This is a genomic window from Kitasatospora purpeofusca (genome assembly GCF_000718025.1).
Classification (GTDB): Bacteria; Actinomycetota; Actinomycetes; order Streptomycetales; family Streptomycetaceae; genus Kitasatospora; species Kitasatospora purpeofusca.
Window position 1 is genome coordinate 1 of sequence record NZ_JODS01000055.1, and the last position, 20,992, is coordinate 20,992.

At 73.0% G+C, this 20,992-nt stretch carries 14 protein-coding genes and 1 pseudogene; 6 read left to right on the plus strand and 9 right to left on the minus strand.

Going from position 1 to position 20,992, the window contains the following annotated elements:
* Nucleotides 1-3,617: pseudogene (locus IF01_RS43175) on the minus strand (acyltransferase domain-containing protein); the annotation flags it as partial.
* A 577-nt stretch (nucleotides 3,618-4,194) separates the two neighbouring features.
* On the opposite strand from IF01_RS43175, the gene IF01_RS0139730 reads away from it, so the two are divergent.
* Nucleotides 4,195-5,442 carry a sensor histidine kinase gene (locus IF01_RS0139730; RefSeq protein ID WP_030398515.1) on the plus strand — a complete coding sequence of 416 codons (1,248 nt, stop codon included), beginning with the start codon at nucleotides 4,195-4,197 and terminating at the stop codon, nucleotides 5,440-5,442.
* The gene (locus tag IF01_RS0139735) at nucleotides 5,430-6,080 is read left to right on the plus strand and encodes a response regulator transcription factor (RefSeq protein WP_030398516.1); all 651 of its coding nucleotides are present in this window, start codon (nucleotides 5,430-5,432) and stop codon (nucleotides 6,078-6,080) included. Before IF01_RS0139730 ends, IF01_RS0139735 begins: the two co-directional genes overlap by 13 nt.
* A gap of 49 nt (nucleotides 6,081-6,129) precedes the next feature.
* On the opposite strand, the gene IF01_RS0139740 is transcribed toward IF01_RS0139735, so the two are convergent.
* Complete coding sequence (locus tag IF01_RS0139740; protein WP_030398517.1) at nucleotides 6,130-6,594, minus strand: DUF8821 family protein; 465 nt, start codon at nucleotides 6,592-6,594, stop codon at nucleotides 6,130-6,132.
* A gap of 307 nt (nucleotides 6,595-6,901) precedes the next feature.
* Between IF01_RS0139740 and IF01_RS0139745 the strand changes: the two genes are divergently transcribed.
* Nucleotides 6,902-7,483 carry a DEAD/DEAH box helicase family protein gene (locus tag IF01_RS0139745; RefSeq protein WP_030398518.1) on the plus strand — a complete coding sequence of 194 codons (582 nt, stop codon included), beginning with the start codon at nucleotides 6,902-6,904 and terminating at the stop codon, nucleotides 7,481-7,483.
* Nucleotides 7,484-7,598: 115 nt separating this feature from the next.
* Here IF01_RS0139745 and IF01_RS43180 read toward each other — a convergent pair whose 3' ends face one another.
* Nucleotides 7,599-10,121, minus strand: a complete 2,523-nt coding sequence (locus tag IF01_RS43180; protein WP_157855491.1) for a right-handed parallel beta-helix repeat-containing protein — start codon at nucleotides 10,119-10,121, stop codon at nucleotides 7,599-7,601.
* A 225-nt stretch (nucleotides 10,122-10,346) separates the two neighbouring features.
* On the opposite strand from IF01_RS43180, the gene IF01_RS0139755 reads away from it, so the two are divergent.
* Nucleotides 10,347-10,883, plus strand: coding sequence for a GNAT family N-acetyltransferase (locus IF01_RS0139755; protein WP_030398519.1), 537 nt, complete (start codon nucleotides 10,347-10,349; stop codon nucleotides 10,881-10,883).
* Between the two features lie 28 nt (nucleotides 10,884-10,911).
* On the opposite strand, the gene IF01_RS51910 is transcribed toward IF01_RS0139755, so the two are convergent.
* Together IF01_RS51910 and IF01_RS0139760 are read right to left on the minus strand one after the other, a co-directional pair.
* On the minus strand, nucleotides 10,912-11,187 hold the full coding sequence (locus IF01_RS51910) for a transposase (RefSeq protein WP_510991316.1): 276 nt from the start codon (nucleotides 11,185-11,187) through the stop codon (nucleotides 10,912-10,914).
* A 278-nt stretch (nucleotides 11,188-11,465) separates the two neighbouring features.
* On the minus strand, nucleotides 11,466-12,095 hold the full coding sequence (locus IF01_RS0139760; protein WP_030398520.1) for a TetR/AcrR family transcriptional regulator: 630 nt from the start codon (nucleotides 12,093-12,095) through the stop codon (nucleotides 11,466-11,468).
* A 97-nt stretch (nucleotides 12,096-12,192) separates the two neighbouring features.
* Here IF01_RS0139760 and IF01_RS0139765 point away from each other — a divergent pair, with 97 nt between their 5' ends.
* Complete coding sequence (locus IF01_RS0139765) at nucleotides 12,193-13,689, plus strand: APC family permease (protein WP_037782999.1); 1,497 nt, start codon at nucleotides 12,193-12,195, stop codon at nucleotides 13,687-13,689.
* 132 nt (nucleotides 13,690-13,821) lie between these two features.
* Nucleotides 13,822-15,558: an amidase gene (locus IF01_RS0139770; RefSeq protein WP_030398522.1), complete on the plus strand. Its 1,737-nt coding sequence runs from the start codon at nucleotides 13,822-13,824 to the stop codon at nucleotides 15,556-15,558.
* Between the two features lie 128 nt (nucleotides 15,559-15,686).
* Here the strand turns inward: IF01_RS0139770 and IF01_RS0139775 are convergent, their stop codons facing one another.
* The 4 genes from IF01_RS0139775 to IF01_RS43185 all read right to left on the minus strand — a co-directional run.
* The gene (locus tag IF01_RS0139775; RefSeq protein WP_030398523.1) at nucleotides 15,687-16,244 is read right to left on the minus strand and encodes a 3'-5' exonuclease; all 558 of its coding nucleotides are present in this window, start codon (nucleotides 16,242-16,244) and stop codon (nucleotides 15,687-15,689) included.
* A gap of 160 nt (nucleotides 16,245-16,404) precedes the next feature.
* Nucleotides 16,405-19,230 carry a TIM-barrel domain-containing protein gene (locus IF01_RS0139780; protein ID WP_208624406.1) on the minus strand — a complete coding sequence of 942 codons (2,826 nt, stop codon included), beginning with the start codon at nucleotides 19,228-19,230 and terminating at the stop codon, nucleotides 16,405-16,407.
* A gap of 321 nt (nucleotides 19,231-19,551) precedes the next feature.
* On the minus strand, nucleotides 19,552-20,424 hold the full coding sequence (locus IF01_RS0139785; RefSeq protein ID WP_030398525.1) for an SIS domain-containing protein: 873 nt from the start codon (nucleotides 20,422-20,424) through the stop codon (nucleotides 19,552-19,554).
* Nucleotides 20,425-20,511: 87 nt separating this feature from the next.
* Nucleotides 20,512-20,992 (minus strand): amidohydrolase family protein (locus IF01_RS43185; RefSeq protein WP_157855492.1); only part of this gene is annotated, 481 nt, incomplete at its 5' end.

The window sequence follows — 20,992 nt, forward strand, 5'->3', positions numbered from 1 at the left end:
CGCCAGCACCTTGATCGCGCGGGAACGCAACGCGACGACCCTGGCCCCGTCGTCGAGACTCAGGCCGCCGGCCACACAGGCGGCCGCGATCTCACCCTGCGAATGACCCACCACAGCGTCCGGCACCACACCGAACGAACGCCACACCTCCGCCAGCGACACCATCACCGCCCACAGCACCGGCTGCACCACATCCACCCGCGCCAACAGAACCTCCGAACCCAACGCCTCCGTCAACGACCAGTCGACATAGGGAGCCAGAGCCCGTTCGCACTCCGCCATCCGCCCCGCAAAAACCTCCGACCCGGCCAACAACCCCGCAGCCATCCCCACCCACTGCGAACCCTGACCCACAGCGCCTTCACCCCACCGAGCAGCTCGCTCCGGTCCCCGCCCACCACCACCGCACGGTGCTCGAAGGACGCACGCCCCACCGCCAACGAGTAACCCACGTCCGCCGGATCGAGCCCGGGCTCGGCCTCCACCCGTGCCGCCAACGCCTCTGCCTGCGCCTGCAGAGCCTCCGCACTGCGCGCCGACACCGGCCACACCACCGCCCGAGGACGCCGGTTACCCTCCACCGCCCCGACCGGGGCCTCGGCCGGCGCAGACTCCAGGATCACGTGCGCGTTGGTCCCACTGATGCCGAAGGAGGACACCCCGGCCCGGCGCGGGCGTCCCGTGTCGTCCCACGCACGGGCCTCCGTCAGCAGTCGGCCGGCTCCCGCCGACCAGTCCACCTCGGGCGTCGGAGCGTCCACGTGCAGCGTCTTCGGCATCACCCCGTGCCGCATCGCCAGCACCGACTTGATGACCCCCGCCACACCCGCCGCGGCCTGGGCATGGCCGATGTTCGACTTCAGCGAGCCGATCCACACCGGACGGTCCGCGGGCCGGTCCTGACCGTACGTCGCCAGCAGCGCCTGCGCCTCGATCGGGTCGCCCAGCCGCGTCCCCGTACCGTGCGCCTCCACCACGTCCACCTCGGACGCCGACAACCCCGCGTCCGCCAGCGCCGCCCGGATCACCCGCTGCTGCGACGGACCGTTCGGCGCCGTCAGACCATTGCTCGCACCGTCCTGGTTCGTGGCGGAACCACGCACCACCGCCAGCACCGGGTGCCCCTTGCGCCGCGCGTCCGACAACCGCTCCAGCAGCAGCATCCCCACGCCCTCGGCCAGGCCGAAGCCGTCGGCGGCCGCCGCGAACGCCTTGCAGCGGCCGTCCGGGGCCAGACCGCCCTGACGGCTGAACTCCACGAGCATGCCGACCGTGGACATCACGGTCGCGCCACCGGCCAGCGCCAGCGAGCACTCGCCCGAGCGCAGCGCCCGTACCGCGAGGTGCAGCGCCACCAGCGAGGACGAGCACGCCGTGTCCACGGTGACCGCCGCTCCCTCCAGACCGAGGGTGTAGGCCAGTCGGCCCGACGCGACGCTCCCGGTGTTGCCGGTCAGCAGGTGGCCGCCTTCGTCGGCGCCCTGTTCGAGAGAGGGCCCGTAGTCCATGGTCATCGCCCCGACGTAGACGCCCGTCGGGGTCCGCCGCAGGGTGGCCGGAGCGATCCCGGCCCGCTCCAGCACCTCCCAGGTGGTCTCCAGCAGCAGCCGCTGCTGCGGGTCCATCGCCGCCGCCTCGCGCGGCGAGATGCCGAAGAACTCCGCGTCGAACTCGGCCGCACCGACGAGCGAACCCGCCTCCCGCTGGTAGTACCGGCCCGGCGTCCCCGGTGCGGGGTCGTACCGTCCGGCGGTGTCCCAGCCCCGGTCGTCGGGCAGCGCGGAGACGGCGTCGGCACCTGCCGACACCAGCTCCCAGAGCTCGTCGGGGCTGCCGACACCGCCGGGGTAGCGGCAGCCCATGCCGACGATCACCACGGGGTCGTCGTCCCCGGCCCGCCGCACCGGCTCGTCCTCGTCGGTGTCCCGCTCGGGCCGGTCGCCGCCGATCCCGGCACAGAGGTAATCGGTCAGGGCCGCCGGGGTCGGGCAGTCGAAGACCACCGTCGCCGGGATGCGCAGCGCCGTCGCCGCGCTCAGCCGGTTGCGCAGCTCCACGGCGGTGACGGAGTCGAATCCCAGGTCGAGGAAGGCCAGTTCGGCGGGGACCGGCTCGGACCGCCCGGTCAGCGCGGCGATCTCCTCGCCCACCAGCCGTGCCAGTGCGGCACGCCGCTCCGGTACGTCCAGTCCGGCCAGCTCCGCGCGGAACGCGCTGCCGGCATCCCGGTCACCGCCTGTGCCGGCCGCGCCGTCCGGTCCGTTCGCGTCCGCCGGACCGGGCTCGGCGAGCGCTGCCAGGGCGGCCGCCGGCAGTTCCCGTACCCGGGCGTGCTGTTCGGCGGGCAGCGCGTCCCGTTCCGGGGTGACACCGTGCACGTACAGCTCGCCGAGCGAGGTCAGGAACCGGCCCGGGCCTCCCTGGTCCCGGCGCAGAGTCCCGAGGACGGCGGCCCGCGCACCGTGTTCCTCCGCGCAGTCCGCGAGGGCGGAGGTCAGCACGGTGTGCGGGCTGACCTCCAGCAGGACGTCGTGCCCGTCCCGCAGCAGGGCCCCGGTCGCCTGGTGGAACCCGACGGTGTTGCGCAGGTTGCGGCACCAGTAGTCGGCGTCCAGTACCGGGGCGTCCAGCCGTCCGCCGGTCACTCCCGAGTAGTAGGGCAGCTGAGGTGTGCGGGGCCGGATCGGTGCGAGGTCGGCGCGCATCCGGGGCACGATCGCGTCGATGTGGGGGGAATGGGCGGCCAGGCCCACCGCGATCCGCCGTGCGTGCAGCCCGTCCGAGGCCAGGTCGGCGAGGAGTTCGGCCGCGGCGTCGCGGTCGCCGGAGACGATCACGGACCGCGGGCCGTTGTGCGCGGCGACCACGAGGCGGCCGTCCCAGCGGCGCAGCCGCGGCTCGACCTCGTCGGCCGGGGCCAGCACCGAGACCATGTCGCCCTGCCCGGCCAGGGTCGCCTGGGCCTGGCTCCACAGGGCCACCACCCGCGCGGAGTCGTCCAGGGACAGCGCGCCGCAGACCGCGGCCGCGGTGACCTCGCCGACGCTGTGCCCGAGCACGGCAGCCGGTTCCACACCGTGGGAGCACCACAGCGCGGCGAGCGACACCGTCACGGCGAACAGCAGGGGCTGGACCACGTCGGCGCGGTCCCCGGCGGGTGCGCCCGGCGCGTCCGGGTCGCGGAGCACGTCGATCGGCGACCAGTCGACGAACGGTTCCAGGGCCTGCGCACACGCGTCCATCCGGTCGCGGAACACCGGGGAGGTGTCCAGCAGGTCCACCGCCATCCGGGGCCACTGCGCGCCCTGTCCGGGAAACACGAAGGCGACCCGGCGACCCGCCCCGGCGGTACCCTCCACCAGGCCGGGCATGCTCCTGCCGTCGGCGAGCGCGTCCAGCCGCCGCAGGAATCCGTCACGGCCGTCCGCCACCAGTGCCGCCCTCCGGCTCCCCTCGGAAGCGGTGCGCGCGAGGGTGAGCGCGATGTCCTGGGGGCTCCAGTCGTCACGACCGGCCAGGTAGGCGTGCAGGCCGCGCGCGCCGGCCGCCAGCGACTCCTTGCCGCTGCCGGCCAGTGTCCACAGCAGCGGTGCTTCTGTACCGTCGGGGTGCGCCATCGTGTGTTCGGACTCCTTCACGGCGAGCAGGACCATCAGTCACCGGACCGTGGCGGGGCGCCCGCTCCCACGGGTCGCGCGCCGACCGGGACGCCTTCGTCGTGCCCGGCGTGTACCGCCACCGGACCTGCGACATCGATCTTGCCCAAGGCGCATAGCGGCCCGATAGCGCGAACCGCGACACGACGCGGGTACGGGGAGCAAGCGGGTCGCGGAGCCGCTGGAGAGCCTGGCGCACCCTGTTGCGTGGCCGAGCCCGAACTCTCCGCCCGGACCGTACGGGACGGCTGGGTGCACCCCGGTGGCCTCGGCCAGGGCGCCCGTGACGTCGATGGTTGCTCCCCAGTGGGCCGAGGCGTTCTGTTTCAGTGTCCGGGGCGGTGGCGTCGGTGGCGAGGACGGCCACGAACCGGGCGGGAGCGGCGGCGGAGAGCGTGCGCCAAGGACCTGAAGCGGCGGTGAGTCAGCTCGTTGGTGTCAGCTCGTTGGTGTCAGCTCCTTGGTGGTACTGGTTTCACCATCGGACCGGGTCCTGGGCGCATGGCACGCACGGGTCGTGGTGCTCTAGGTTCGAGCCGTGAAGATTCCTCCCGGGCTGCGGCGCCCGGTCCTTCGGGCGCGGCGGGACACCGGCTTCCTGGCTGCCGGTGTCCTGCCACACCTCGGGCTGGTGCCGGTGTGGAGCTGGGGCGCGACGACCTCCGTCCAGGGCGGGAACCGGCCGCTCGGGCTGGCCGCCTCGGCCGCCGTGATCCTGCTCGGCGTGCCGGTGCTGACGGCTGTTCAGCGGGCCCGGCACCGGGTGCTGCTCGGTGTGTTCCTCCCCCGGCCGGCGCCCGCGCCGGAGCGGCGGTGGCCGGGGGCGGCGGTCGCCCGTTGGCTCCGCGCGCCGCGAACCTGGCGGCAGCTCGGCTACCACCTCCTGCTGGGCCCGGTCCTGGCGGTGTCGGAACTGCTGGTGCTCATGGCCCTGCCCGTGGGCCTGGCGGGTGCCACCTGCTCCGCCTGGGCGTGGGGGCTGCCGGTGGAGGTGCGCCAGGAGTGGTTCGACTACACAACGCAACTGCCGGGCTACACGCTGGGTGGACTCCTCCTGCTCTGCGCCCTGCCATGGGTGGCGGGGGCGGCGGCCCGCGGTGAGTCGCGTGCGGCGATGGCTCTGCTCGGGCCCAGTCCGGCCCAGCAACTCCGCGAGCGGGTGGACGAGTTGGACCAGAGCCGCACCGACCTGATCGAGGCCGTCGACGCCGAGCGTCGCCGGATCGAGCGCGATCTGCACGACGGCACCCAGCAGCGGCTGGTCTCGCTCGCGGTCAACCTGGGCCTGGCGATGGCCACCCAGCCCGACCTGTCGCCCGGAGCCCGCGAAGCGCTCGCCGCGGCCCACCTGGAGGCCAAGCAGGCGATCGAGGAACTCAACGACCTGGTCCGGGGTCTGCATCCGGCCGTGCTCGAGGACCGGGGCCTGGACGCGGCGCTGTCCGGACTGGCCGCCCGGACGCCCCTGCCGGTGCGCCTGCGGGTCGATCTGGCGGAGCGGGCGGCGCCCGCCGTGGAGTCGGTCGCGTACTTCGTGGTCTCGGAGGCGCTGACCAACGTGACCAAGCACGCCCGCGCGACGCGGGCCGAAGTGACCGTCCGGCGGGTCGGTAAGGTACTGCGGGTGAACATCACCGACGACGGGCTGGGCGGGGCTGACGCCCGCGCCGGCACGGGACTGGGCGGGCTGGCCAAGCGGGTCGGCTCCCTCGACGGCACCCTGCAGGTCAGCAGTCCCGTCGGCGGACCGACCACAGTGACGGCGGAGTTGCCGTGCGAGCGGTGATCGCCGAGGACTCGGTGCTGTTGCGGGTCGGCCTGGTCAAGGTGCTGGAGATGGGCGGGTTCGAGGTCGCCACCGAAGTCGGGGACGGCGAGGCCCTGCTGGCGGCGGTGGCGGAGCACCGGCCCGAACTCGCGCTGGTCGACGTCCGGATGCCGCCGGGCTTCACCGACGAGGGGGTGCGCGCCGCGGTGGAGATCCGTCGGCGCTGGCCGGGGACGGCGGTGGTGCTGCTGTCGCAGTACGTGGAGGAGCGGTACGCGGCCGAGCTGCTCTCCACCAACGCCGGCGGCGTCGGCTACCTGCTCAAGCAGCGCGTCGCCGATGTGGCGGAGTTCGTGGCGGCGGTGCGGCGGGTGGCGGAGGGCGGCACGGCACTGGATCCGCAGGTCGTCTCACAACTCCTGCTGCGCCGCGACCTGGACCCGCTGGAAAGGCTGACCCCGCGCGAACGCGACGTCCTCGGCGTCATGGCCGAGGGCCGCTCCAACGCCGGCATCGCGCAGGCACTGACGGTCGGCGAGAGCGCGGTGGCCAAGCACATCAACAACATCTTCGCCAAACTCGACCTCCCCACCGCCGACGCGGACCACCGCCGCGTCCTCGCGGTGCTGAGGTTCCTGGCGGCCTCGGGAACCTGAACGGCCGCCCCCCCGGGCCCGAGGGCCGCTGCGACCGACCGGACCGAACCTAGTACTCGTTCTTGATGACGAAGAACGAACCGCGGATCGTCCCGGCGAGCTTGGACTTCTGGCGGGCGAACTTGAACCGCTGGGCGAGTTCCTCCGGGACCTCCATTCCCTCCGAGAGTTTGAATCCGACCGCCCGCTTCTTGGCGTCCTCGACGGTGTACATCACGTTCACCGACAGGCCGCTCTCGTAGAAGACGTAGGCCATCCTGATGCCCTCGACCTCGAAGGCCGTGGCTTCGAGGGGCCGGGACGCGATGACGATCTCGCGTTCCTCCAGCAGGATCCGGTGCACCCAGTCGACGGCCTCGGCGGCGTCCTGCGCGGGCTCCACCGTGAAGACGTGGCCGTACTTGTTCCGGAAGTACCGGGCCTCGTTCGCCCGCAGGCCGGCGAGCGCGTCCGCGACGGGGGACGACTCCAGGCCGACGGTCGACACGGTCTCGAAGTCCACGGTGTAGGTCATGGCGGGTTCCTCCGCATGGGCACGGGCAGGGGCACGGGCAGAGCAGGGCAGGGAAACGGGCAGGGCAGCGGCTCGGACGGGCGGGGGCCTTCCGGGCGGTGATCCTATGCCGCGGCCCCGGCGACGGCGGGTCCATAGGGCCCGGGAGGGCGCGTGTTTCCGTCCCTCGGCGGCACGCCACCGACATCCCGGCTCAGGTGTTGGGGGTCGCGCAGCAGTCGGCGGGCGTCGGCGCCCGTCGGAGAGCCGACCGAGAGCCGACCGAGAGCATTCGACCATGATCACGCCAAGCTCCTATGCTGGAGCGATGTCCAACAGCACCCCTCCTACCCTGCTCTTCGTCATCGGCCCGGCCGCGGTCGGCAAGATGACGGTGGGCGGATCGATCGCCGAGCGCACGGGTTTCCGGCTCTTCCACAACCATCTGACCATCGAGCCGCTGCTCCGGCTGTTCCCCTACGAGTCACCGCAGTTCCAGCGCCTGAACCACGCCTTCCGCGAGCAGATCCTGGCCGAGGCCGCCGCCTCGGACCTGCCCGGGCTGGTGTTCACCCTGGTCTGGGACTTCGAGGACCCCGAGGACGCGGCACTGGTCGAACGGTACGCGGCCCCCTTCCGCGAGCGCGGCGCCCGGGTGCTGTTCCTGGAGCTGAGCGCCGACCAGGACGTGCGGCTGGAGCGCAACGCGGGCGAGTCGCGGCTCTCGGAGAAGGCGTCCAAGCGCGACCTCGCGTGGTCCAACGCCAACCTGGTCGACATGGACACCAGGTTCCGGCTCAACTCCGTCAACGACTTCGCGCACATGCCCGAGGCGCACCTGCTGATCGACAACACCCACCTGGAACCGGACGCGGTCGCCGGGCTCGCGGTGGCGCACTTCGGCCTCTGAGCGCGTCGGGCCCGATGGCCGGGTGCTTCCGGTCTGGATCCGGCCATCGAGCCCGACGCGCGGCACGGGCCGGCACCCCGGGTGGGGTTCCGGCCCGTGCCGCGGCGCATCCGCGTCAGTCCTTGCTGAAGTAGCCGAACAGGTCGGCGACCGCGTGGGTCGACCCCGCGTGGTTGTACAGGTTGAACCCGCGGCGCTCGTCGACCCGGGTGGTGACGTGGTTGGCCGCGACACCGCCCCGGACCACGTTGACGTTGCTGGCGATCGTTCGAACGCCCGCCCAGACCGACAGGTGGGTGTCCGTGGTGGGCTGGACCGCCGTGGCGTTCAGCACGAGCGCGTCGGGGTTCACCCCGCCGTCCAGGCCCGGCGGCAGCCCGACGGACGTGGACCGGTCGGAGCCGATCACGCCCGGGTACGACTGCCGGGTGTCGAGCAGCCGGGCCGGGCGCACCGGGGTGAACAGGTCGGCGCCGTAGGTGTCGTAGTAGCCGGCGATGTCGACGACGACGTGGGTGGAGCCGTCGTTGTTGTCGATGGCGACGCGGCCGTCGGCGCCGATCGGGACGACCACCTGGTTGGCGACGGTCCGACCGGCGGCGTAGTTGACACTGCTGGTGCCCGGCCGGGGCGTGCCCGACGCGTGGGCGGTGAGGAAGCTGTCCCGCTCGCCCTCGGTCGCGGTGATGTTGAGGACGGCCGCGGTGGCGGAGGACGGCACCCCCGCGTTCCCGCCCACCTGGACGGCGAGCACGTCGCCGCCGCCCAGCGGGCTGCCGGTGTCGCGGGTGTCGACCAGCCGCTGCGGGAGCATCGCGGTGAAGCGCGCCCCGTCGTTCGGCCGGTAGTAGCCGGACAGGTCGGCCACCACGTCGGTGGCCCCGGCACTGTTGCGCAGGGTCACGGTGCCGTCGGCGTTCACCGGGACGGTGACCAGGTTGGAGACGATCTGGCCGGGTGTGAAGTTCAGATTGGAGGTGCCGGGCGCGGGATCACCGGCCGGCCAGACGTCCAGGTGGCCGCTGTCCGTGGGCGTGACGGCCGTGAGGTTGAGCACGACCGCGGTGGTGCCGGCCGGGATCCCCGGGACGGTGAGGTCCTTCTGCTCGCCGTGGCCGAAGGGCGCGGCGCTCCCGCCGCCGAGGCCGGTCCGGGTGTCCAGTACCCGGGTCGGCGGCACGGCGACGTAGCCGCCCGCCGGGTAGCGCACGTGCGCCTGCGCCCGGCCGGTGACGCGGTGGCCGTTGGACGCGGTGGCCGTGACGGTGATGTACGGTTCCGTGCCGGGCCTGGTGTACACGTGGTTCACGGCCTGACCGGTGCCGGAGGCGGTCGGCGAGCCGTCGCCGAAGTCGACGCGGTAGCTCAGCTCCGTCGGCCAGTTGAGGACCGGCTCGGGCGTCAGCGAGACGGCCAGGGGCGCGGCCCCGGCGAGGACGGTCGGCCCGAAGCCGAAGGATTCGACGGCCTGCATCTCCAACGCCCCGCGGTCGCGCGGGCCCTGCCCCGCCGGGGAGGTGACGAGGGGGTTGTCGGCCTCGGGCCGCTGCCACAGGTCGGAACCGGCCCAGGGCGCGGTCGGGTCACCCGAGTCCAGGGCGGGCGAGCCCGCGAGCGGCGTGCCGTTCCGGTCGAGCTGCGGGTCGCCGTGGTACTCGTGGGCGCCCTGGCCGGTGGCGGCCCGGAGCTCGGTGGCCGAGGAGTACGCCGTTCCGGACCAGCGGTAGGCCGCCGTTCCGGCGTCGGCCCAGACGATGTTGTAGTCGAGGGTGAGCCTCTCCGCGGCCGCGTCCGCCACCGCGATCTCGGCGGGCGAGGATCCTGCCGGGCAGACCGTCGGGTCCGCACCGGGCCGTACCTTCGCGACGATGTTGTTCTCGACCAGCGAGCCGGACGAGGCACCGGTGAGGGCGATGCTGTTGCCGCAGGCCCCGGTCACGTCGTTGTTGGTGATCTTCGTACCGGGGGCGTCGACGACAGTGATGCCGGTGCCACCGGTGTTCTCGATCCGGTTGGCCGTGACCAGGGTGCCCCGGGCGCCGGAGGCGACCTCGATCCCGCCGAACGGCGCGTAGTCGAAGTTGTTCTGCTGGACGGTGACGTCCTCGGAGGAGTTGCGGACGGACACCTGGGGCCGCGACGGCATGCCGTTCAGGAGCTCCGGGTGGAATGTGCTGTCCGTGATCCGCACCCGGGTCGACGCGTCCGCGGCGACCGCGGTCCCGAGCCCGCTGAAGGTGAACTTCCGGAGCTCCACGTCGTGGACGCCGGAGAAGAGGAAGCCCGTCTCGGTCCCGGCGGCCTGGTAGGGGGAGGTCAGCAGGACCCCGTTGTTGTACCTACCGAGGGCACCGGCCGCGAAGACGATCGGCCGGTCCGGCGTGCCCGAGCGGCGCACGGTCACCCGCTCACGGTAGACACCCCCGGTGACCAGGACCGTCTGACCGGGCTGGACCACGTCGGCGGCGGCCTGGATGGTGCAGAACGGATACATGGCGCTGCCGTCGGGCTGAGGCGCGCAGCCGTTCTGATCGACGTACAGCGTCGGCCGGTCGGCCGCACCGGCCTCGCCCGGCGCGACGACGCCGAGACCGACGACGGCGATCGCCGCCAGCCCGGCGAATGCTCGCTTGTCCAAGGAATCCCCCCAGAGGTTCTTGTCCGCGGTCGACATGACCGGCTGTCATCTCGAACACGCGCACGACGCACGAGATCATCGCGGATCGCACCCGAAGTGTCACGCGGGATCGGGCGCGGCGGCCCCGGACGCACCCGTCGAGGAGTGGACGGGAGCAGTGGGCGGCAGGACCGACCTCGCACCCCGTCGCACGGCAGCGCGTTCGCCCGTGAGATGGTTGCTGACATGACAGATGGCGCGAGTGCGGACAGCGCGGTGGTACTCGAGACGGATCGCCTGCTGCTCAGGCCCTGGCGGGTGGCCGAGGCCGTCGTCCAGCGTGAACTGTGGACCGAACGTGATCCACGCGTGCCGCCGCACCGCCGGATCGACGCGGACGGGCATCCCACGGTCGCGGAGCTCGAGGATTCGATCCGCACCAACGAGCTGTGGTCGAGCGGGTTGCTGGCGGTCGAGCGGAAGGCCTCGCACGACGTCATCGGCTACTGCGGGCTGGTGGACACCGGGCGAGGAGCGGCCGGGGAGCTGGAACTGGCGTTCGAGCTACTGCGCCGGGTCTGGGGTCAGGGATACGCGACCGAGGCCTCGTTGGTGGTTCTGGACTGGGCGAGGTCGTCCGGACACGAACGCCTGTGGGCCACGGTCTGGGACTGGAACACCGCTTCTCGCCGTGTTCTGGCCAAGGTCGGGTTCACCGAGACCGAGCGCAAGGAAGTGGACCCGGAACGCGGGACCACCCTGTTCACCACGAGACGGCTCTGACACACCCGATGGATGCTGTTGGTGATCTTCATGAGCGACGGGTTCGAGTCCCGTCGTTCAGTTGTTGACACAGGTGCTGGAAGCGGGTCGTCGGGCCCCTTCGGTCGGTTGATCCGCCATCGTCGCGGTGCTGGCTGAGGCGGATGATGTTGGTTCCGGCCGCGGTGAGAACGTGCTGGAGGTGAGTCTTCGCGGTGCCGCGATAACGGCAACGCACCCACATCGCAGCTGTGCCCCGAGGATTGCTCGCCCGTGCCATCCGTGCGGTCAGCGGCGGGATCTCCCGCCCGGACCATGAACCCATCGCCACCGCAGTCCACCCCTCTGATCCGCCCGATCTCCAGGCCAGGACAGCAGACAGGCACAGGCACAATCAGCCGAAAGGCGACAACACCACTCGCGCCAGTGAAGATCACCAACAGCATCCCCGATGTGACGATCGACCGACGGCCCGGGGCTTCGGAAACACTCCAATGCGATTAGGGTGCCCTAACGGCACCAACTCCCCCAGGCGTCGGTACCGTTGTCGACCCGTCATCCTTCGCCCGTTGCCCGAGGCGTAACTAGGGCCGCCGGGTTCCGCTACCGGGTGCGGAGCTCCACGCCGTCGACCAGGAGGCGCAGCCCCAGCTCGAAGCCCCGGTCGTCGAGCTCCGTGGCACCGCTCCCGTCGGCGTAGGCGCCGTCGAGGGCGTCCGCGAGCGCCGGGTACTCGGGCCGGTAGCCGGCCGGTTCGCGGGTGAAGCCGGCGCCGAAGGTCTCCAGGGCCGAGCCGAGGACGAGGAAGTCCAGGGCCGCAGCGACCTCGGCCGCGTCCGCCGGACCGAGGCCGGCCCGGCCGAGGAGGGCGAGCAGCGCGTCGTAGCCGCGCAGGGCGTTGTCCGCCACGACGCGGCGGCGGGCGAGCAGCGAGACCGCGTTCGGGTGCCGGACGAAGACGGCGCGGTAGCCGCGCGCGTAGGCGGCCAGGCCGGAGCGCCAGTCGGCGTCGCCCAGCGGCTCGTGGTCGATCTCACTGTTGACCAGCTCGGAGACGGTGTCGACCAGGGCGTCCTTGCTCTCGATGTGGTTGTAGAGCGAGGCGGCCTTGACCCCGAGCCGTTCCGCCAGCGCCCGCATGGTGAGGCCGTCGGGGCCATCCTCGTCCACCACCTGGAGCGCCGCGCGCGCGATCCGCTCGCGGGTCAGCAGTGCCTTGCTCGGTCGGCCCACCGGCAGATCCCCTCTTCCGCTCTTCCTGTTCGGGGGCTATCGTGCCAGATCAACAGCGGACGCTAACAAAGTTAGTTTTATCTGGAGGGCGCAGCACGTGGCCGAGAACACCCCGACCGACGACGACCGGCTGGCAGCACTCGGCTACCGGCAGGAGCTGAGACGCAGCCTGAACGTGCTCGGCAACATCTCCATGGGCTTCGCCGTCGTCTCCCCGGTCGTCGGCCTGTACGCGGCCGTCCAGGTCGGCATGGGCGTCGCGGGCGGGGCCTGGGTCTGGGCGCTGCCGCTGTGCCTGCTCGGGCAGTGCCTGGTCGTCGCCGTCTACTCCGAGCTCGCCTCGCAGTGGCCGCTGGCCGGCGGCGCCTACCAGTGGAGCAAGCGGCTGGCCGGTCCGGGCGTCGCCTGGCTGAGCGGCTGGCTGTGGCAGTTCGCCGTGATGTTCGGCAACACCACCGTGGCCTACCTCGCCTCCCCCTGGCTGTTCGCGCTCTTCGGCGCCGTCCCCACACCCGCCGAGCAGGTGCTCGCCTCGGTCGGCTTCGTGCTCGCCTGCACCCTGGTCAACGCCTACGGCATCAACCTGCTGCGCCGCTTCGTCGGCCTCGGCATCGCCGCCGAGGCGGTCGCCTCCGTCGTGGTCGGCCTCACCCTGCTGCTGTTCTTCCGGGAGCACGGCTTCGGCCTGCTCACCGACATGCTGGACGCGCCGAAGGCCCTGGGCATCAGCGACACCGGCGCCGTGCTCGCGGCCGTGGCCGTCGCCGGCTGGGCGTTCATCGGCTTCGACGCCTGCGTGTCGACCGCCGAGGAGACCAAGGACGCCGAACGGCAGGTGCCCCGGGCCATGTGGTGGTCGCTGCTCGCGGTCGGACTCGTGGTGATCCTCAACGCGGTCGCGGTCGCGCTCGCCCACCCGGCCCCCGCCGAGGTGGTCGCCCGCCAGGACCTCGACCCGGTCACCACCGCCGTCACCCACGCCTTCGGCGGCTGGGCCGACAAGCCCTTCGTCCTGGTCGTCCTGATCAGCTTCACCGCGTGCCTGATGGCCTCCCAGGGCGGCGCCGCCCGCGGCCTCTACTCGCTCGCCCGCGACGACGTCTTCCCCTTCTCCCGCCACGTCCGCAAGGTCAACCGGCACCGGGCACCGATCGGCGGCCTGGTCGCCGCCTCGCTGGTCAGCTGCGCCGCGCTGCCGCTGGGGCTGAGCACCTCGGCCATCGGCAGCCTGATCACCTTCGGCGGCGCCGCCACCTTCGTGCCGTTCTTCCTGCTCACCCTCGTCGCCCTGACCGCGCGGCTGCGCGGGCGCTGGACGCCCGCCGGCGCGGTCCGCTACGGGCGCCTCGGCACCCCGCTGAACCTGCTCGCGGTGCTGTGGACCGGCTTCGAGGTGGTCAACATCTGCTGGCCGCGCGCCGTCCTCTCCCCGGCCGGGGCGCCGTGGTACCAGATCTGGGCGGCACCGCTCGGCGTCGGCACGGTGACCCTGGCCGGCCTCGGCTACCTGCTCGCGCGCCGCCCCGACCGGCGGATGGGCGAGGCCGACCGGGACCGCCCGCACACCGAGGAGCTCGCACCCGCCGTCGTCTAGTCCCTCCGACCCCCGGGCTCTCCGGCGCCCCGGCCTCCCGGCCGGGGCGCCTCCGGCCCGTTCACCTGCTCACCTGTTCACCTGTTCCATCGAACCTTCCGCTTCCACCGAACCACCTTGGAGACGAACCCCATGACCCACCCGTTCGACGTCGTCGAGACCGGTATCGCCGACCTGCGGGCCGCGCTGGAGACGGGCCGCACCACCGCGGTCGGCCTGCTCGACGCCTACCTCGCGCGGATCGAGGCGTACGACCGTCCCGGCACCGCCACCGCGCTCAACTCGCTCGTCGTGATGAACCCGGACGCCCGCGCCGACGCCGAGGCCTCGGACGCCCGGCGCGCCCGCGGCGAGAGCCTCGGCCCGCTCGACGGCATCCCCTACACCGCCAAGGACAGCTACCTCGCCAAGGGCCTGACCGCCGCCGCCGGCTCCCCCGCGTTCGAGCACCTCGTCGCCCAGCGCGACGCCTTCGCGATCGAGCGGCTGCGCGCCGCCGGCGCCGTGCTCATCGGCCTCACCAACATGCCGCCGATGGCGAACGGCGGCATGCAGCGCGGCGTCTACGGCCGCGCCGAGAGCCCCTACAGCGCCGACTGGCTGACCAGCGCCTACGGTTCCGGCTCCTCCAACGGCTCGGGCACCGCCACCGCCGCCTCCTTCGGCGCGTTCGGACTCGGCGAGGAGACCTGGTCCTCGGGCCGCGCGCCCGCCTCGTACAACGCCCTGTGCGCCTACACCCCCAGCCGGGGCGTGATCTCGGTGCGCGGCAACTGGCCGCTCGTCCCGACCATGGACGTCGTCGTCCCGCACACCCGCACCATGGCCGACCTGCTCGAACTGCTCGACGTCGTCGTCGCCGACGACCAGGACACCCGCGGCGACCTGTGGCGGACCCAGCCCTGGGTGCCGATCCCCGCAGCCTCGACGGTCCGGCCGGACTCCTACCCGGCGCTCGCCCCCGCCGACACCTCGGCGGCCCGGGCAGCGCTCGCCGGCAAGCGCGTCGGCGTGCCCCGGATGTACATCAACGCCGACCCGGACGCCGGGACCAACCCCGAGGGCGGCATCGGCGGCCAGACCGGCGAGCGGATCGACACCCGCGCCTCGGTGATCGACCTGTGGCAGGAGGCCCGCCGCGACCTGGAGGCCGCCGGTGCCGAGGTCGTCGAGGTCGACTTCCCCGTGGTGACCAACTACGAGTCCGACCGCCCCGGCGCGCCGTCCCTGAAGACCCGGGGCCTGATCGGCGCCGACTTCCTGGACCGCGAGATCCTCGACCTCTCCGCCTGGGCCTGGGACGACTTCCTGCGCGCCAACGCGGACCCCGCCCTCCCGAGCCTCGCCGAGGTCGACGCCGACCGCATCTGGCCCAAGCACCAGGGCGAACTGCCCGACCGCTACGCCGGTTTCGACGACACGATCACCGACTACCCGACCCAGGTGCGCGAGCACCCCTACGCCTCGGTCACCGAGATCCCGCTCCTGGAGCAGGGCCTGCGCGGGCTGGAGGAGACCCGCCGGATCGACCTGGAGCAGTGGATGGACGGACTCGGCCTCGACGCCGTGGTCTTCCCCGCCGTCGCCGACGTGGGCCCGGCCGACATGGACGTGAACGAGGCCTCCGCGGACCTCGGCTGGCGCAACGGCGTATGGGTCGCCAACGGCAACCTCGTGCCGCGCCACCTCGGCATCCCGACCGTCACCGTGCCGATGGGCACCATGGCCGACATCGGCATGCCGGTGGGCCTCACCTTCGCGGGCCGCGCCTACGACGACACCGCCCTGCTGCGCCTGGCCGCCGCCTTCGAGGCCACCGGCGACCGCCGCACCACCCCGCCGCGCACCCCGCGCCTCCCGGCGGCCTGACCGACCGGCGGCGCCGGTCCCGCCCGTCCCGCCCGTCCCGCCCGTCCCGCCCGGCCGTTCGCGGCCGGGCGGGACCTGCCCGCGTCGTGTTCGCGCTCCGCCCCGTCCGAGTTCGCGAGAACGCTGACCTACGGCCAGTCGCCGCGGGCCGCGACGGCCAGGACCAGGGCGGCGATGTTCCACGCGTCGTCGTCGCCACGGTGGTGCCGGCCCTCCAGCGGGAGGCCGGCCACGGTGAGGGCCTGGGCCATGCCCGGGCGTCTGCGCAGGCCGTAGGAGGCGGTGAAGGCCACCTTGGCGTTGGTGTGGCGGTGGCCGAAGGGATACTCCGCACCCGTCTGCCGGCACTGCCGGGTGAACTGGTTCCGGTCGTAGTCGCCCCAGCTGGCCCAGGGGACCGAGCCGGTCCGGTGCAGGGCCGCCAGCGTCCGGCACGCCTCGGTGAAGGAGAGGCCGTCGGCCACCTCGGCCGGGGTCAGCCCCGTCAGGCCGGTGCAGAACGCGCTCACCTCCGACCGGGCCGGGCGCACCAGCAGCCGGTGCTTGGCGAGGCGCTCGCCCGCCCGCAGGTCGACCACGGTGAGCCCGATCTCGATGATCTCGCTCACCTGGCCGGGCGGTGGCTGCCCCTCCCAGCAGGTGGCCTCGACATCGACCACGTTCAGCAGGTGCGCGTTGACGTCCATGGGGCGTCAGCCTAGGAAGACTCGCTGCCTCGCGTCACCCGGGTTTTCCCGGCCCGATCGTCCCTCGCCCTCGCCGTCGCCGACGCCGACGGCACGGCACGGCACGAAGGCCCCCGGTCTGCGGACCGGGGGCCTTCGGGTCGCGACCCGGCCGGGGGGATCAGCCCCCGGCGGCTCCCGGTGGCGCCTTGGCACCGGTGGCCGTGATCTCGGCCGCGCTGGTCCAGGAGCCCCGGCCGCCGGCCTCGCTCAGGACCCGAAGGCGCAGGTAGCGGCCGGACGCGGCGGTGAAGGACGCCTGTTGCAGGGCGGCCGTGTCGGCGAAGGAGCCGGTGGCCACCGGGCTGCCCCAGGCGGTGGTGCTGTCGGAGACGTACACCTCGTACCGGCCGATCCGGCCGTTGACGCCGCCGTCCTGCCGGGGCAGGTAGCCGAGGCCGTCGACGGCGTAGCGGGCGCCGAGGTCGATCTGGATCTCGTGCGGCAGCGGGGCGGCGCCGCCCGACCACTTGGTGTGCCAGATCGTCGCGGGGTTGCCGTCGATCGCGTTGGCGGCGGCGCCGTTCTCGCCGGCGGTCTCCTGGCTGTCGGCGGCGACGACCTTCCAGCCGGTCTGCGGGATCGGCGCGGACCTCGTGCCGACCGGGGTGCCGGGCGCCGCGGTGATCCCGGCGGCGGTCACGGTGAACGCCTCGGACCGGCTGCCGGCCTTGACCCACAGCACCCCGGCGCGGTCGGCCGGGTCGTAGTACCAGCCGCTGCTCGCGCTGTCGTAGGCGGCCTTGCCGGCCAGGGCCGGGAGCGGCGTCCCGCCGACCGAGACCGAGGTGGGCGCGGTCGCGCTGTGCACGGTGAACTCGTAGCCGCGCGCGGCGGCCTTCCCGGTGTAACTGCCGTCGGCCGCGCCGACGCTGATGACGGCGTCGCCCCGGCCGGCGGCCGGTGCGTGCACGTCCACCCGCTGCCGGGCGTAGGCGCCGTTCTGGTAGGCGCGGGTCAGCCCGTCGTCCTCGTAGAGGCTGAAGGTGGAGTCGCCGCGCGGGTAGACGTCGTAGGTCAGGGTGGAGACGGCCTTCTCGCCGGTGTAGTTCATCTGCGGCCACATCGGGACGATCGCGCCCGAGCGGACGAACAGCGGCAGGGTGTCGAGCGGGGCGGCGTAGCCGTCGAGCCAGCCGGGGCCCTGGTAGACCTTGCCGCTCCAGTAGTCGGTCCAGCTGCCGGCCGGCAGGTAGATCCCGTTGCGGACGGCGGTGTCGCTGACGACCGGTGCGACCAGGAAGGAGTCGCCGGCCATGAACTCGCCGGAGGTGGCGTTGCCCCGGGCCACCGGGTCGTCCGGGTACTCCAGCACCAGGGCCCGGGTGGAGGGCACGCCGGTCTCGTTGGCGGTCCGGCCCATGGTGTAGAGGTAGGGCATCAGCCGCATCTTGAGCTGCAGGTACTTGCGGTTGATCGACGCGTACGGTTCGGCGAACCGCCAGGGCTGCTTGTCCTGGTACCCGGCCGAGGGGTTGGTGGCGCCCCAGCCGGACATGGTCATGAAGGCCGGGGTGAAGGCCTTCCACTGGAGGTCGCGGACGTAGGTCTGCGGGCTCCCGCCGAAGATCCCGTCGATGTCGCCGGAGGCGTAGTTGAGGCCGGACAGGCCCGCGCCGGCGATCGAGGGGACGTGCCAGCGTATGGCGTCCCAGGTGCCGCTGGTGTCGCCGGTCCAGACGACGGCGTTGCGCTGGGTGCCGGCCCAGCCGTCGACGGTCCAGACGAACCGGCGGGCGTCGGAGTTGTCCTCGATGCCCGCGACGGCCTGCTCGACCCCGTCGAAGGCGTACTTGTAGCCGCTGCCGATCCAGGCGACGTCGGTCTTGACGGCCCGGGATCCGGCCGTGCCGACCTCCTGATCGATGCCGGAGAGGCCGGTGGAGGTCCACAGGCCGGTCCGGAAGCCCTTGTCGTTCAGGGCGGCGACGGTGGACGGCAGGGCGGTGTAGCCGCAGCCGTAGCCGTCGTTGGGCAGGATCCAGCCCGAGGGCATGTCGGCGGCGCGGGCGTCGGCGGCGTAGCCGACCACGTCGGGCGTGGTTTGGTGGCGGGCGCGGTTGTGGTCGCCCTGGTAGGCCGGGTTGGAGGCGTTGAAGCAGTCGGCGTTGCCGAGTTCCAGGCCCCACATCGGTGCGAGGAAGGGCTTGCCGGTGACGTCGGTGTAGCCGTCGAGCACGTCCTTGAGCGAGTCGCCGGCGAAGTACCAGGCGTCGAAGCGCTTCTCGTCGTGGCTGAGCGCGGTCGGGGTGCGGAAGTCGTAGGAGCCGGGTGCCCAGGTGTTGCGCATGACGCCGTAGCCGTTGGTGGACATGTAGAACGGCGCCGGGCTGGCGTTGGTGCCCTCGGTCCACTTGTTCGAGACCGCGACCGGGACGGTCCGGTCGCGCAGGGCCCACTCGCCGAGGTGCAGGCCGGTGCCGTAGAACTGCTCGTCCGCGGCGCGGCCGAGGTACTGGGTGGTGCGGCCGGCGCTCCAGCTGGTCGGCTGCGACTCGGCCCACACCAGGGTGGTGTCGTCGGCCCGGTAGAGCGCGAAGGTCAGCGGCTTCTTGTTGATCCGCAGGCTGATGGCGGGGGTGCCGATCCGCCAGTACGCGCCGGCGTCGGTGAGGGTGGCGCCGACCGTGCCGAAGGAGGTGGTGGTCGCGAGGTCGGAGCCGGCCGGGTCGTCGGTGAAGGAGCCGTCCGGGGAGAGCCAGATCCGGAACACGTCGGCGCGGGCGACGACGATCCGGGCGGCGGCGGCGCTGGACGTCCGGACGGTGAAGGTGTCACCGGCGCGGGTGACCGAGGCGGCGTTCCCGGCGGTCGCGGCCCGGGCCGGAAGGGCCGGGCCGAGCGCGGTCAGCAGGGCCCCGAGCAGGGTCAGGATCAGGGCGGCGGCCGTCCGTCGGTGGCGGACGGCCCGTGGTCGGCGGGTGGGTGGGGCGGCGGCAGCGCTCACGCTGTCCTCCTGGGGAGGGAGTGAGGAAGGCCCGCGCGGCGAGGGGCCGCAGGCCGGGGAGGGCGGTGCCCCGCCATGACAGCAAGGGTCATGACATGTCGTCAAGTGCTTGAACTGAGGCTCTTTCAAGCAATATTGAGCATAGATTTGCAGATCGCGAGCAGCCCGGGCTGCCGACGGAACGACCTTCGGCCCCCGCGGACCGCGACGGTCCGACAGGGGCTGAGGGTCCGGCCGGCGGGCCGGTGGGCGCTTACCGCGACACCCGGCCTCCCTCCGACCGCGGTACCCGGCGGCCGGTCGGCGCCGCGGACGGGGCGGTCACGGCCGGTCCAGGATGATCGAGCGGGTCAGGTTGCGCGGCCGGTCCGGGTCGAGGCCGAGCGAGACGGCCACCTCGACGGCCAGCCGCTGGGCCCGCACCAGGTCGGCGAGCGGGTCGAGCGGGGAGACCGAGACGGTGGCGCCCAGGGCCCGGACCTCGTCCTCCAGTCCGGCGGGCGGGGCGCCGAAGAACCAGACGGCGCTGGTGGGGGCGGTGACGCTGACCGGCCCGTGACGGTACTCCATCGCCGGGTAGGACTCGGCCCAGGAGTACGAGGCCTCGCGCACCTTGAGCGCCGCCTCGTGGGCGAGGCCGCAGGTCCACCCGGCCCCGAGGAAGGTGAACTGCCGTGCGGCGGAGGCCCCTTCGGGCAGCGGTTCGGCCAGTGCCAGCTCGGCCTGGCGCGGCAGGTCCGCGGGGGCGAGCCCGAGCCGGGCGCGCAGCAGGACCAGCGCGGTGGTGGCGAACCGGGTCTGCACCACGGACCGCTCGTCGGCGAAGTCCAGCACCACCAGGGAGCGGGCCGCACCGGCGACCGGGGTCGCCCCGTCGGCGGTGACGGCCACGGTCTCGCCCGAGCTCACCCGGCCGAGCGCCTCGACGACCTCGGTGGTGGTCCCGGAGCGGGTGATCGCCAGCACCCGGTCGTAGCGCCGCCGGTGCGGGAACTCCGAGGCCGCGAAGGCGTCGGTCTCCCCCAGCCCGGCACCCTCCCGCAGGGCGGCGTAGGCCTGCGCCATGTACAGCGAGGTGCCGCAGCCGATCACCGCCACCCGCTCGCCCGGCTCCGGCAGCCCCCGGGGCGTCAGCTCGAGTGCGCGGCGCCAGCAGTCGGGCTGGCTGGCGATCTCCACGTCCACATGGCTCATGGCTGTCCCTCCAAGCAGTTCCTGCTCAATAGTGCTTAATCTATAGAGCCCGAGGCCAGCTTTGCGCAATATCGATCACCACATCGATCACCACTGCGCATCCCGAATGTCCTCGGGGCCGCCCCCTCGGTGCGTCGGCTCGGGTCGGGCGGTGGTGATCGGGGCGAAGCGGTCGCCGCCGAGGATCCACTGGCCGCGGCGCATGACGGCGACCAGGTCGTAGCTGGTGGAGTCGACCACGACGAGGTCGGCGAGCTTGCCGGTCTCCAGGGTGCCGACCTTGTCGGCGAGGCCGAGCAGGCGGGCCGGGACGGTGGAGAGCGACTCCACGGCCTGGTTCCACGTGAGCCCCCCGACGGTGAGGCAGCGCCGCAGCGCCCGGTCCAGGGTGAGGGTGGATCCGGCGATGGAGCTGCCGTCCGTGAGCATGGCGACGCCGTCCTTGACCTCGACCTGGAGCGGGCCGAGGGGGTAGAGGCCGTCGCCCATGCCGGCGGCGCCCATGGCGTCGGTGATGAGGGCGACCCGGGAGGCGCCGGCGGTGCCGTAGGCGAGGTCGAGCACGGAG

Bases quoted from the DNA above. Each gene is read 5' to 3' on its own strand.
- IF01_RS0139740 (WP_030398517.1), bottom strand. From the start codon at position 6,594: ATGACCTACACCGTGGACTTCGAGACCGTGTCGACCGTCGGCCTGGAG.
- IF01_RS0139745 (WP_030398518.1), top strand. From the start codon at position 6,902: ATGTCCAACAGCACCCCTCCTACCCTGCTCTTCGTCATCGGCCCGGCC.
- IF01_RS0139755 (WP_030398519.1), top strand. From the start codon at position 10,347: ATGACAGATGGCGCGAGTGCGGACAGCGCGGTGGTACTCGAGACGGAT.
- IF01_RS51910 (WP_510991316.1), bottom strand. From the start codon at position 11,187: ATGGGTTCATGGTCCGGGCGGGAGATCCCGCCGCTGACCGCACGGATG.
- IF01_RS0139770 (WP_030398522.1), top strand. From the start codon at position 13,822: ATGACCCACCCGTTCGACGTCGTCGAGACCGGTATCGCCGACCTGCGG.
- IF01_RS0139775 (WP_030398523.1), bottom strand. From the start codon at position 16,244: ATGGACGTCAACGCGCACCTGCTGAACGTGGTCGATGTCGAGGCCACC.
- IF01_RS0139785 (WP_030398525.1), bottom strand. From the start codon at position 20,424: ATGAGCCATGTGGACGTGGAGATCGCCAGCCAGCCCGACTGCTGGCGC.